We start from the raw sequence: 12,505 nt of genomic DNA, 5'->3' as shown, positions 1-12,505 counted from the left end.
AATGTTACTGCCGCAACAGACGTCGCCGAACGGCGCATCCCTGCCCGATGCGCGTCAGCCGATCAAGCCGGACAGGCTTTTCCATAGCCCGAAAGACGACAAATCGTTGAAAGTCACCAGCAGCATCATCGCCATCAGCACCGCCAGACCGGACCGATAGGCCCATTCCTGCGCCTGCGCACTGACCGGCCGCCGCTGCACCGCCTCGATCCCGTAAAAAAGCAGATGTCCGCCATCCAGCATGGGAATTGGCAAGAGGTTGATGAACCCCAAGTTAATCGAGATGAGCGCGATGAAGATGATGAAGCTTTCCAGCCCCATCGTCGCCGCCTGACCGGAGACCTGCGCGATCTTGAGCGGCCCGCCCAGCTCCTTGACCGATCGGCCGCCGCTGAAAATCTGCCCCATCGTCTCGACCATGGTGCGGACGATCTGGCCGGTACGCTCCACCGCCACGACAGGCGCGCGCAGCAAGCTGACCGGTTCGACCACCGGTTCGCCCGGCGCCAGACCCAGCCGACCAACATTGAACTTGTTGCCCAGCCCGTCATCTTCGCTGACGCTGCCGATCCGGCCCTGCTTCACGATCCGCGCGCCCTTGCGCTCGATCACCATCTCCACCGGTTCACCGGGGCGGATCTGCGCATAGAGACGAATGTCGTCGAACGTTTCCATCGTCCGGCCGCCCAGCGACACGATCCGGTCGCCCGCCCGAATATCGGCTGCCGCCGCTGCGCTGCCCGGCTGTACCAGTCCGGCAACCGCTGGCGTGCGGCTTTCGCCATGGACGAAGGCAAAGGTCGCCAGAATCAAAATAGCAAACAGGAAATTGATCGCCGGCCCGGCCGCCACGATCGCCGCGCGCTGCCACAGCGGCTTGGCGGGGAAGCTCTCCGCCCGGTCCTTCGCCGACATTTCCAGCCAGGCGGGATCGGTCATGCTGGCCGCATTCATGTCGCCCTTGAAGCGGACATAACCGCCCAGCGGCAGCGCCGCGACGCGCCAGCGGGTGCCACGCCGGTCGACCCAGGCGAAGATTTCGGGACCAAAGCCGATGGAAAAGGCTTCCGCCTTCACCCCGCACCAGCGGCCGACCAGATAATGACCCAGCTCATGCACGAACACGAGCGGTCCAATGACCGCCACGAAAGCCAGCACGGTCATCAGGAAACCGGGATTGTGGATCAAGCCGTCAATCTTTCCATCACTTCGCCTGCGCGAACACGGGCCTCGGCGTCCGCCGCCAGCACATCATCGATCGCGCCGGGCGTTGGAGCGCCATATCGTTCCAACACATCCTCTACAATCATGGCAATATCAAGGAAGCCGATGCGCCCGGCCAGAAATGCCGCGACGGCAACCTCATTGGCCGCATTCAGGATGGTCGGTGTCGCGCCGCCCTGCGCTGCCGCCGCACGTGCCAGTCGCAGCGCAGGAAAACGATCCGGATCAGGCGCTTCGAAGTCGAGCCTGCCAATGCGTGCCAGGTCCAGCGGCTGGCATGGCGTGGCGATCCGCTGCGGCCAGGCCAGCGCATGGGCGATCGGGATGCGCATATCGGGCGAACCGAGTTGTGCCAGCGTCGAACGGTCGCGATATTCGACCATCGAATGGATAACCGACTGCGGGTGCACCAATATCTCGATCCGGTCGAGCCCGACCGGGAAAAGATGCGCCGCCTCGATCAGTTCCAGCCCCTTGTTCATCATCGTCGCACTGTCGACGCTGATCTTCGCGCCCATCGACCAGTTGGGATGGGCCACTGCCTGCGCGGGGGTGATATCCGCCATCTCCGCCCGGCTGCGCGTGCGGAACGGCCCGCCACTCGCGGTCAGGGTAATTCTTGCGACATCATCCAAAGAACCGCCGGCAAGGCACTGAAAGATCGCATTATGCTCGCTGTCGACCGGCAACAGGGTCGCGCCCGAAGCCTGCGCCGCCTGCATCATCAGGCCGCCGGCCGACACCAGCGACTCCTTGTTGGCCAGCGCCACCGTGCGCCCGGTCTTCAGCGCCGCGATGGTCGGCCGCAGGCCGGCGCAACCCACGATCGCCGCCATGGTCCAGTCGACGTCCATCGCCGCCGCCTCGACCAGCGCCTCCTCGCCCGCCATCGCCTCGATACCAGACCCGGTCAACGCCTCCTTCAGCGCACTGTACAGATGCGCCTGCCCGATCACGGCGACCTGCGCGCTCGTCTCGCGCGCCTGCGTCGCCAAACTGTCCACATCGCTGTTCGCGGTCAGCGCGACGACGCGATAGGCTTGCGGATCGCGCCGCACCAGATCCAGCGTCGACAGCCCGACCGATCCGGTCGCGCCAAAGATCGAAACCCGCTTCATCCGCCCTGCACCAGCAGCAGATAGAGCAAGGCCGCCAGCGGCGCGGCGGCCACGACGCCGTCCAGCCGGTCCATCACCCCGCCATGGCCGGGCAGCAATGTGCCGCTATCCTTCACCCCTGCCCTGCGCTTCATATGGCTTTCCAGCAGATCGCCCAGCTGCGCCGCCACGGCCAGCAGGCCGCTCGCCGCCGCCAACTGGATCGGCAGATGCGCGAAGCGATGCAACAGCCCGCCCAGCACCAGCGCGGCCAGCACGCCGCCCGCCAGCCCCGACCAGGTCTTGGACGGACTGATGCGCGGCGCCAGCTTCGGCCCGCCGATCGATCGCCCGGCAAAATAGGCGCCGATATCCGTCGCCCAGACCAGCGCCAGCGCCCAGAAGGCCAGCAGCAGCCCATAGGCATAGGGCTGCTCGCCCCGCAGAAATTGCAGCGCGGCAATCGGCACGCAGATATAGGGGATACCCAGCGCCAGCTTCATGTTGCGGCTGGTGAAGGCGATGAAGAAGAAGGCCGCAGCCCCCGCCATCAGCACCGGCCAGTCCAGCCCCGCAGCAAAGGGGCACAGCAGCGCCAGCGGAACCGACACCGCAAACATCACCGCCTTGCGCTGGTCCGCATTGGCGCCGGTCAGATCGGCCCACTCACCCTGCATCAGCACGCCGGCCACAGCCAGCAGCGCCCAGAACAGCAGCCCACCGGACAGCAGGGCGCCCAGCGCCACCGCGATCAGCGCGACGCCGACAACGGTACGGGTGCGCAATTCGCTCGTCATAGGATCACAATCCGCCGAACCGGCGGTCCCTCATTCGAAAGGCGTCGAGCGCCCCGGCCAATGCCCGACCGTCGAAATCGGGCCATAGCATGTCGGTGAAATAAAGCTCAGCATAGGCGGCCTGCCACAGCATGAAATTGCTCAGCCGCTGCTCGCCCGATGTGCGGATCAACAGGTCGAGCGGCGGCAGGTCGGCCGTATCCAGTTCCGCATCGATAGCATCGATGCCGATATCCTGCGTCGCCAGTTCGCCCTTGGCCACCCGCTCGGCAATACGCTGCGCCGCGCGGACCATCTCATCCTGCGCGCCGTAGTTGAGCGCGATCGCGATGACCGGCCCGCTATTGGCCGCCGTGCGGGCCATCGCGCCATCGATCAGCTCGACCAGCGACGGATCGAGCGCGCGATAATTGCCGATGATCCGCAGGCGCACGCCATTGGCATGGAATTCCTCGATGTCCGACTGGATGAAATGGCGCAGCAGCCCCATCAGGTCGGACACTTCGCTCGCCGGCCGTTTCCAGTTTTCGGAGGAAAAGGCGTAAAGCGTCAGGCATTCCAGCCCCAGTTCCTGCGCCGCGCGCGCAACCCTGCGCACCGCCTCCACGCCGGCACGATGACCGGCGACGCGGGGCAGCAGGCGCTTCTTCGCCCAGCGACCATTGCCGTCCATGATGATCGCGACGTGGCGCGCGCCATGGACGGGAGCTGCGGCGGTAAGGTCTGGCTTGGCTTGACTGGCCATCAGTAGGACATGCGTGACTTGGCCGCGAAAGGAAAGCCCCGGCTTACTGGCCGAGGATTTCCTTTTCCTTCGCGGTCGCCGCTGCATCCAGATCGGCGATGGCGCTGTCGGTCAGCTTCTGGACTTCGGTTTCCAGACGCTTGCGATCATCCTCGCTGATTTCGCCCTTCTTCTCGTCGGTCTTCAGGCTGTCCATGCCGTCGCGGCGGACGTTGCGCACTGCGATGCGCGCGCCTTCGGCATATTTGCTGGCCAGTTTGGCTAGTTCCTTGCGACGTTCCTCGGTCAGGTCGGGGATCGGCAGGCGCAGCGTCTGGCCGTCGACGATGGGGTTCAGGCCCAGACCCGCCGAGCGGATCGCCTTGTCGACCGGCCCGACATTGGTCTTGTCCCACACCTGCACAGACAGCATGCGCGGTTCGGGTGCGGACACGGTCGCCACCTGATTGAGCGGCATCGACGCGCCATAGACCGTTACCGTCACCGGATCGAGCAGCATCACATTGGCGCGGCCGGTGCGCAGACCCGACAGGTCGCCCTTCAGCGATTCGAGCGCGCCGGCCATGCGGCGTTCGAGGTCGGCTTTGTTATATTGCGGCATGGTCTTCTCAACGCTCCTGATTTTGCACGATCGTCGCCACGCCCTGCCCGGCCAGAACCGTCGCAAGGTTGCCGGTTTCACGGATATTGAACACGACGATCGGAATATTATTCTCACGGCACAAGGCGATGGCGCTGGCGTCCATGACCTTGAGGTTATCGTTCAGCACCTGATCGAAGCTGATCGTTTCATAACGGACCGCTTCGGGCACCTGCTTGGGATCGGCATTATAGACGCCATCGACACTGGTGCCCTTGAACAGCGCGTCGCAGTTCATCTCGGCCGCGCGCAGCGCTGCGGTGGTGTCGGTGGTGAAGAAGGGGCTGCCGGTGCCCGCCGCGAAGATGACGATCCGGCCCTTCTCCATATGGCGCTCGGCCTTGCGGCGGATATAGGGCTCGCACACCGACGCCATCGGAATGGCCGACTGGACGCGGGTATCATAGCCCAGCTTTTCCAGCGCATTCTGCACCGCCAGCGCGTTCATCACGGTGGCCAGCATGCCCATATAATCGGCGCTCGCCCGGTCGAAGCCCTTGGCCGCGCCCGCCAGACCACGGAAGATATTGCCGCCGCCCACGACGATGCAAAGTTCGAAACCGGCATCCTTGGCCGCAGCGATCTCGCCAGCGACACGAGCGACGGTTTCAGGCTCGATGCCGAACTGCCCCTGCCCCATCAGCACTTCGCCGGACAATTTCAACAGGATGCGCTTGTAGGCAGGCCGGGTCATGCGGGGCAAGAATCCTTATAGCGGAAAGGGAAAGCGGCCGGGACATTAGAGGCCCGCGAGCGCGATGGGAAGGGCGATTGTTGCCCACTGTGCAGCTGGCCTGATGAAGAATATGTGCAGGATCGCGATCGCCCCGGCAAGCACACGAAAAAGGGGAGCGACCTTGCGGCCACTCCCCTTCCCTTATTCCGTAACGCTAGACTAGCGATCAGACGCCGGCAGCAGCAGCCACTTCGGCGGCGAAGTCGCTGACTTCCTTTTCGATGCCTTCGCCCAGCTGGAAGCGGACATAGGACTTCAGCGTGATCGACGCGCCGGCATCCTTGGCGGCCTTGGCGACGACGTCGGCGACCGGGGTCTTGTTGTCCATCACGAACAGCTGCGACAGCAGAGCCTGCTCCTTGGCGAACTTGGCGACCGCGCCGTCGACCATCTTGGCGACGATTTCGGCGGGCTTGCCCGATTCGGCAGCCTTTTCAGCGGCGATGGCGCGTTCACGCTCCAGCAGAACCGGGTCGATGTCGGCAGCCGACAGCGCCAGCGGGAAAGCGGCGGCGATGTGCATGGCGAGCTGCTTGCCCAGCGGCTCGAGAACGTCAGCCGGCGCATTGCCTTCCAGCGCGACCAGCACGCCGATCTTGCCCAGACCCGGCGCAGCCGCGTTGTGGACGTAGGGAACGACGACGCCTTCGGTCACTTCGACATGGGCGACACGGCGCAGATTCTGGTTTTCGCCGATGGTGGCGATGTTGGCGACCAGCTTTTCAGCGACGGTGCCGCCAGCCGGGTGAGCCTGAGCCGACAGGGCTTCGGCGTCAGCCGCGCCCGATTCCAGCGCAACGGCCGAAACGGTGCGAACGAAGTCCTGGAACTGATCGTTCTTGGCAACGAAGTCGGTTTCGCTGTTCACTTCGACGGCAACGCCCTTGGTGCCGGCAACGGCAACGCCGACCAGACCTTCAGCGGCGGTGCGGCTCGACTTCTTCTGCGCGGCGGCCAGACCCTTGGCGCGCAGCCAGTCGGTTGCCGCTTCGATGTCGCCATTGGCTTCGGTGAGCGCCTTCTTGCAATCCATCATGCCCGCGCCCGAACGGTCGCGCAGTTCCTTGACGGCGGCAGCAGTGATCTCGGCCATGTTGAGGCTCCTAAATTCTGAGAGGGTTTAAATATGCGGCAGGGCGCGTCTCCGAAGAGCGCGCCCTAGCCTGTCATTCTTGCAGTTCGAAGACCGCGGATCAGGCCTGAACGGCGATCTCTTCGGCTTCCGGCTCGGCCAGCGCACCCAGGTCGACGCCCGAAGCCTGCTGCGCACCACGGTTGCCCTTGGTGGCGGCGGCGGCGATCGCGTCGCAATAGAGGCGGATGGCGCGGCTGGCGTCATCGTTCGCGGGGACCGGGAACGCGATGCCGTCGGGCGAGACGTTCGAGTCGAGGATGGCAACAACCGGGATACCCAGGGTGTTGGCTTCCTTGATCGCCAGTTCTTCCTTGTTCGCGTCGATCACGAACATGACATCGGGAATGCCGTTCATGTCGCGGATGCCGCCCAGCGACAGTTCCAGCTTCTCGCGCTCGCGGGTCATCTGAAGGACTTCCTTCTTCGTGAAGCCGTGGGTATCGCCCGACAGCTTCTCTTCGAGGGTCTTCAGGCGCTTGATCGAGCCCGAAATGGTCTTCCAGTTGGTGAGCATGCCGCCCAGCCAGCGATGGTTGACGAAATGCTGGCCCGACTTGCGAGCAGCTTCAGCGATGGGGTCCTGCGCCTGGCGCTTGGTGCCGACGAACAGAACCTTGCCACCGGCGGCGACAGTCGCCGACACGAAGTCCAGCGCGCGGCCGAACAGCGGCACGGTCTGCGACAAGTCAAGGATGTGGATGCCGTTGCGCTCGCCGAAGATGTACGGCTTCATGCGCGGATTCCAACGGTGGGTCTGGTGGCCGAAATGGGCGCCAGCCTCGATCAATTGGTGCATGGTGACGACAGGTGCCGCCATAATAGTTCTCCTTCCGGTTGGCCCTCTGGGAATCAGGAACCGTGGGATCACCTCAAAGGCGATGCACGGCACCGGATATGTCGATTCCCATGTGGAATGGTCGCGCCATTAGACGCGAAAAAATCCGAATGCAAGGCTTGACGTCGTCCCCGAATGAGAACATAAGGGGAACAGACGGAACAAATAGGGTTAACGCCCGTTGGTTACGTCATAATGCGCCATGGCGTTGCTATGGCAAGATAGAAAGTGGTCGACATGTTCACTCTTGTTGCAGCGACTCTCTTTTCCGGCGCCTTCCTGCTGGCGATCGCGACCATCACATGGATGTTCGCCACCTATCATGACAAGATGGTGGCCGCCCTGTTGTTCGAACCGATCCCGCAAACGCCGCAAGTCTATCATATCCGCGTCAGCCGCCCGCGCGTGACGCACAGCCTGCGGAAGACGAGCGCCCCCGCTCAGGGACGCGCCCTTCCCGCCTGATCTTATTCTGTGACCGTGACCGCTGCTTCGCGCTGCCGCTTAACCTTCGCATAAGACAGGATGCCAAACGGGATCAGCGACACATAGACCGCGCAGATCATCAGCAGGGTCAGCCAGGGGTCCGTCACCAGCAACGCCGCCATCAACCCCGCCACCGCGATCACCTCCAGCCGGATGCGCTTGCGCAGACGCAGCGCCGACCAGCTATAGGTGGCGATGCTGGAAATCATCAGGAACGCACAAAAAGCTGTCCAGGGCGCGACGACATACCAGGCGCGGAAGATTTCCTCGCCCGTTACCAGCCACAAATAGAGCGGTACGAAGGCCAGCCCCGCCCCGGCAGGCGCGGGTACACCGGTCAGGAAACCGGCCGACTTATGCGGCTGTTCCCCGGCATCGATATTGGCGTTGAAGCGCGCCAGACGCAGGGCGCAGGACAGCGCATGGGTCAGCGCGAAAATCCAGCCGAATTTCGGCATGGCGTGCAGCGACCAGAGATAGAGGATCAGCGCAGGCGCGACCCCGAACGCGATCGAATCGGACAGCGAATCCAGTTCCGCCCCGAAACGGCTTTCGCCCCGCAGCATCCGCGCGATGCGGCCATCCAGTCCGTCCAGCACACCGGCGAACAGGATGGACAGCACCGCCCGCTCCCAGTCGCCCGAAATGCCGTAGCGCACCCCGGTCAGGCCGAAGCACAGCGCCATCGCCGTCACCGCATTGGGCGCCAGCATCCGCAGCGTAATGCCCCGGCGCAACCCGCGCGGCACCGTGCGTCGCTGGCGGCTCATGCGCCACATCCCATCATAATGGACCGTGCTCCTGCGAAAGCAGGAGCCCAGTTCCGCCCTTGCGGCACGTCGAGCGGACCGCAATGGGTTCCGGCCTTCGCCGGGACACGTCCTGCATGCAGGCCTGGACAAATCACTGCTGAATACCCGCCACCACGCGACGGTCGCCGATCTGGCCCAGGATCGTCTCGCCCGCGATGGTGCGCTGGCCCAGGATCACGCGCGGCGCGGTTCCGGCCGGCAGATAGACGTCGACCCGGCTGCCAAAACGGATCAGGCCGATGCGCTGCCCCGCCGCGACCATGTCGCCGGGCTTGACGAACGGTACGATCCGCCGCGCGACCAGGCCCGCAATCTGGGTAAAGCCGACGCGCAGACCGTCATGCCGCTCGACCAGAATATGCTGGCGCTCATTATCCTCGCTCGCCTTGTCGAGGTCCGCGTTCAGGAACTTGCCGGAAATATAGACGACCTGCTTCACCGTCCCGCCGATCGGCGTGCGATTGATATGGACGTCGAACACACTCATGAAGATCGACACGCGGATCAGCGGCTGATCGCCCAGACCGTTGGCGCCCGCCATTTCGCGCGGCGGGGGGACGCGCTGGATCAGCGTCACCAGACCGTCGGCCGGCGCGATGATCGCGCCATCATCCTGCGGCACGGCGCGCACCGGATCGCGGAAGAAGGCAAAGACCCAGATCGTCACCATGACCATCAGCCAGCCGACAATCTCCCATCCCAGCAGGAACAGGATGCCGGTGATCGCCGCAGCGATCAGGCCGAATTTCATCCCCTCCGGATGTATCGAAGGGAATCGCCATTTTACATTGCTGCCAGCAGCAATCGTGATCTCGTCATTGTCCATGGGCACCGTCTTTAGGCAGAGACCTGCCCCCTGACAACGACCGATCCCGCCCATGGCTCCCCACAGGCCAGATTCCTGCCCCTGAATGGTTGAACATTGCCGCCGCTTTGCCTAGGGCGTCCCCATATTCCACCCAAGAGAAAGAAGGCGAATAGGCGCTATGGCGAAGATCAAGGTGAAAAACCCCGTCGTGGAAATCGACGGCGACGAAATGACCCGGATCATCTGGGAATGGATCCGCGAGCGCCTGATCCTCCCCTATCTCGACATCGATCTGAAATATTACGACCTCAGCGTCGAAAAGCGTGACGAAACGAACGATCAGATCACGATCGATTCCGCCAACGCGATCAAGGAATATGGCGTCGGCGTAAAGTGCGCCACCATCACGCCGGACGAAGCGCGCGTCGAGGAATTCAACCTCAAGTCGATGTGGCGCTCGCCCAACGGCACGATCCGCAACATCCTGGGCGGCGTCGTGTTCCGCGAACCGATCGTCATCAAGAACGTCCCCCGTCTGGTTCCCGGCTGGACCGACCCGATCGTCATCGGCCGCCATGCTTTTGGCGACCAGTATAAGGCGACCGACTTCGTGGTGCCCAGCGCGGGCAAACTGACCATGGTGTGGGACGGCGAAAATGGCGAAAAGATCGAAAAGGAAGTGTTCAACTTCCCGTCGGCCGGTGTCGCCATGGGCATGTACAATCTGGACGATTCGATCCGCGATTTCGCCCGCGCCAGCATGAACTATGCGCTCGACCGCAAATGGCCGCTGTACCTGTCGACCAAGAACACCATCCTCAAGGCCTATGACGGCCGCTTCAAGGATCTGTTCCAGGAAGTGTTCGACAAGGAATTCGCCGACCAGTTCAAGGCTGCGAACATCATCTACGAACACCGCCTGATCGACGACATGGTCGCTTCGGCGCTCAAGTGGAGCGGCAAGTTCGTCTGGGCCTGCAAGAACTACGACGGCGACGTGCAGTCGGACACCGTTGCGCAGGGCTTCGGCTCGCTCGGCCTGATGACCTCGGTCCTGCTGTCGCCCGACGGCAAGACGGTGGAAGCCGAAGCCGCGCACGGCACCGTCACCCGCCACTATCGCCAGCACCAGCAGGGCAAGGCGACCTCGACAAACCCGATCGCCTCGATCTTCGCCTGGACCCAGGGCCTGGCCTTCCGCGGCAAGTTCGACGGCACGCCGGACGTCGTGAAGTTCGCCGAAACGCTGGAAAAGGTCTGCATCCAGACCGTCGAAAGCGGCAAGATGACCAAGGATCTGGCGCTGCTGATCGGTCCGGAACAGGCATGGATGACCACGGAACAGTTCTTCGAAGCGATCCGCGTCAACCTGGAAACCGAAATGGGCAAGTGGAACTGATCCCTTCCCGCAAGGTTTCAATACGGTAACGGAACGAGGCGGCGCCGCATCCCGGCGCCGCCTTTTTCATGGGTGAAAGAAACGGGAGACTTGCGATGACGACCACAGCCAGAAAGCGACTGGAGGTCCGCGCGGCGACCGCGTCGGACGCGCGCGGCATTCAACGGCTGATCGCCCGCGCCTATCCCGGCATGCCCAATTATTCGCTGGCCACCATCCGCGGCCAGACCAACAATTTCCCCGGCGGCTGTTTCATCGCCCTCTATGACGACAAGGTGGTGGGCTATTGCGCGACCATGCGGGTCAGCAAGACGATGGCCTTTGCCGTCCATGACTGGGATGAGATTACCGCCAACGGTTTCGGCACGCGCCACAGCGCGGCGGGCGAATGGCTCTATGGCTATGAAATGGCGGTCGATCCCAAGCTGCGCGGCCTGCGCATCGGCCAGCGCCTCTACGACGAGCGCAAGGAACTGGCCGAGGAACTGGACCTGCACGGCATCGTCATAGCCGGCCGCATGCCCGGCTATGCCCGCGCAAAACGCCGCGTCCACGGCCCGGCCGACTATCTGGACAAGGTCGTCACCGGCAAGATGCGCGATCAGGTAATCAGCTTCCAGCTCAAGAATCAGTTCGAGCCGCTCGGCGTCCTCGAAAACTACCTCCCCGAAGACAAGCAGTCGGACGGTCACGCCGCCCATCTCGTCTGGCGCAATCCCTATGTCGACCCGGACGAAGCGCCCGAAATGCGCGTGCCGCGCGGCGTGGAAAGCGTGCGCATCGCCACCTGCCAGCTACAGGCGCGCGCGGTGCAGGACTTCGACGAATTCATCCGCAACGTCGAATATTTCGTCGATGTCGCGGCGGACTACCGCTCGGACTTCATCATCTTCCCCGAACTCTTCACCCTGCCCCTGCTCTCCTTCGAAACGAAGAAGCTGACCCCGGTCGAGGCGATCGACAAGCTGACCGGCTACACCCCGCGCCTGACCAAGGAACTGGGGCGGATGGCGCTGGAATATAATATCAACATCATCGGCGGCTCCCACCCGACCCGCGCCGACGATGGCGATATCCAGAATATCGCCTATGTCGCCCTGCGCGACGGCTCCATCCATACGCAGGAAAAGATTCACCCGACCCCCAACGAAGCCTTCTGGTGGAACATCAAGGGCGGCGACTCGCTCGACGTGATCCAGACCGATTGCGGCCCGATCGGCGTGCTCATCTGTTACGACAGCGAATTTCCCGAACTGGCCCGCCGCCTGGTCGATCAGGGCGCGCGCATCATCTTCGTCCCCTTCTGCACCGACTCGCGCCTCGGCTATCTGCGCGTGCGCTATTGCGCGCAGGCCCGCGCGATCGAGAATCAATGCTATGTCGTGATGTCCGGCAATGTCGGCAATCTGCCCAATGTCGACAATATGGACATTCAATATGCCCAGAGCGCGATCCTGACCCCCTGCGACCTTCCCTTCGCGCGAGATGGTATCGCGGCGGAATCGACCGAGAATGTCGAGACCCTGACCATGGCGGACGTCAACCTCGCGGACCTCAGTTGGGCCCGCGCCGAAGGCACCGTCCGCAACCTGCGCGATCGCCGTTTCGATCTCTATCATATCGAATGGGACAGCAATCCCGACCATGGGCATGCGCCCAGCGGCGGCCCCGTCCCGGCCGGCGGCCATAATTCGCCCGGCGGCGGCTAACCCGCCCCCCATTTCGTTACCTCGATAAGCGCCCCCGCAGCTTTGCGGGCGGCGCCATCTCACATTGCCATCTGTAACAATT

General features: G+C 63.5%; 13 protein-coding genes. 3 read left to right on the top strand and 10 right to left on the bottom strand.

Annotation, left to right across the window (positions count from 1 at the left end):
* Positions 1–54: 54 nt before the first annotated feature.
* From rseP to rpsB, 8 genes are all read right to left on the bottom strand, one after another.
* The gene (gene rseP / locus BMY84_RS04845; RefSeq protein ID WP_093081134.1) at positions 55–1,188 is read right to left on the bottom strand and encodes an RIP metalloprotease RseP; all 1,134 of its coding nucleotides are present in this window, start codon (positions 1,186–1,188) and stop codon (positions 55–57) included.
* Positions 1,185–2,342: a 1-deoxy-D-xylulose-5-phosphate reductoisomerase gene (locus tag BMY84_RS04840; protein WP_093081131.1), complete on the bottom strand. Its 1,158-nt coding sequence runs from the start codon at positions 2,340–2,342 to the stop codon at positions 1,185–1,187. The genes rseP and BMY84_RS04840 overlap by 4 nt, the downstream gene beginning before the upstream one ends.
* Positions 2,339–3,118 carry a phosphatidate cytidylyltransferase gene (locus BMY84_RS04835; RefSeq protein WP_093081129.1) on the bottom strand — a complete coding sequence of 260 codons (780 nt, stop codon included), beginning with the start codon at positions 3,116–3,118 and terminating at the stop codon, positions 2,339–2,341. Before BMY84_RS04835 ends, BMY84_RS04840 begins: the two co-directional genes overlap by 4 nt.
* Before the next feature lie 4 nt (positions 3,119–3,122).
* Positions 3,123–3,863, bottom strand: a complete 741-nt coding sequence (locus BMY84_RS04830; protein ID WP_093081126.1) for an isoprenyl transferase — start codon at positions 3,861–3,863, stop codon at positions 3,123–3,125.
* 43 nt (positions 3,864–3,906) lie between these two features.
* A complete protein-coding gene (gene frr / locus BMY84_RS04825; RefSeq protein ID WP_093013154.1) occupies positions 3,907–4,464 on the bottom strand; it encodes a ribosome recycling factor in 558 nt (185 codons plus the stop codon).
* A gap of 7 nt (positions 4,465–4,471) precedes the next feature.
* Entirely contained in the window at positions 4,472–5,197 is a 726-nt protein-coding gene (gene pyrH, locus BMY84_RS04820) for a UMP kinase (protein ID WP_093013157.1), read from the bottom strand.
* Between the two features lie 208 nt (positions 5,198–5,405).
* Entirely contained in the window at positions 5,406–6,332 is a 927-nt protein-coding gene (gene tsf, locus BMY84_RS04815) for a translation elongation factor Ts (RefSeq protein WP_093081123.1), read from the bottom strand.
* Positions 6,333–6,432: 100 nt separating this feature from the next.
* The gene (rpsB, locus tag BMY84_RS04810; protein WP_093013169.1) at positions 6,433–7,191 is read right to left on the bottom strand and encodes a 30S ribosomal protein S2; all 759 of its coding nucleotides are present in this window, start codon (positions 7,189–7,191) and stop codon (positions 6,433–6,435) included.
* A 255-nt stretch (positions 7,192–7,446) separates the two neighbouring features.
* Between rpsB and BMY84_RS04805 the strand changes: the two genes are divergently transcribed.
* Positions 7,447–7,674: a hypothetical protein gene (locus BMY84_RS04805; protein WP_093081769.1), complete on the top strand. Its 228-nt coding sequence runs from the start codon at positions 7,447–7,449 to the stop codon at positions 7,672–7,674.
* Positions 7,675–7,676: 2 nt separating this feature from the next.
* Here BMY84_RS04805 and BMY84_RS04800 read toward each other — a convergent pair whose 3' ends face one another.
* Positions 7,677–8,408, bottom strand: a complete 732-nt coding sequence (locus tag BMY84_RS04800) for a CDP-alcohol phosphatidyltransferase family protein (RefSeq protein WP_093081767.1) — start codon at positions 8,406–8,408, stop codon at positions 7,677–7,679.
* A 190-nt stretch (positions 8,409–8,598) separates the two neighbouring features.
* Positions 8,599–9,333, bottom strand: coding sequence for a phosphatidylserine decarboxylase (locus BMY84_RS04795; RefSeq protein WP_093081121.1), 735 nt, complete (start codon positions 9,331–9,333; stop codon positions 8,599–8,601).
* A 160-nt stretch (positions 9,334–9,493) separates the two neighbouring features.
* Between BMY84_RS04795 and BMY84_RS04790 the strand changes: the two genes are divergently transcribed.
* Positions 9,494–10,714, top strand: coding sequence for an NADP-dependent isocitrate dehydrogenase (locus tag BMY84_RS04790; RefSeq protein ID WP_093081118.1), 1,221 nt, complete (start codon positions 9,494–9,496; stop codon positions 10,712–10,714).
* 95 nt (positions 10,715–10,809) lie between these two features.
* Entirely contained in the window at positions 10,810–12,423 is a 1,614-nt protein-coding gene (locus BMY84_RS04785) for a bifunctional GNAT family N-acetyltransferase/carbon-nitrogen hydrolase family protein (RefSeq protein ID WP_093081115.1), read from the top strand.
* The last annotated feature ends 82 nt before the right edge of the window (positions 12,424–12,505 follow it).

This window comes from Sphingobium sp. AP50 (genome assembly GCF_900109095.1).
In the GTDB taxonomy this organism is placed as follows: domain Bacteria; phylum Pseudomonadota; class Alphaproteobacteria; order Sphingomonadales; family Sphingomonadaceae; genus Sphingobium.
Note: the sequence above shows the minus strand (reverse complement) of the source record. Positions and strands in the feature narration are given on the sequence as shown.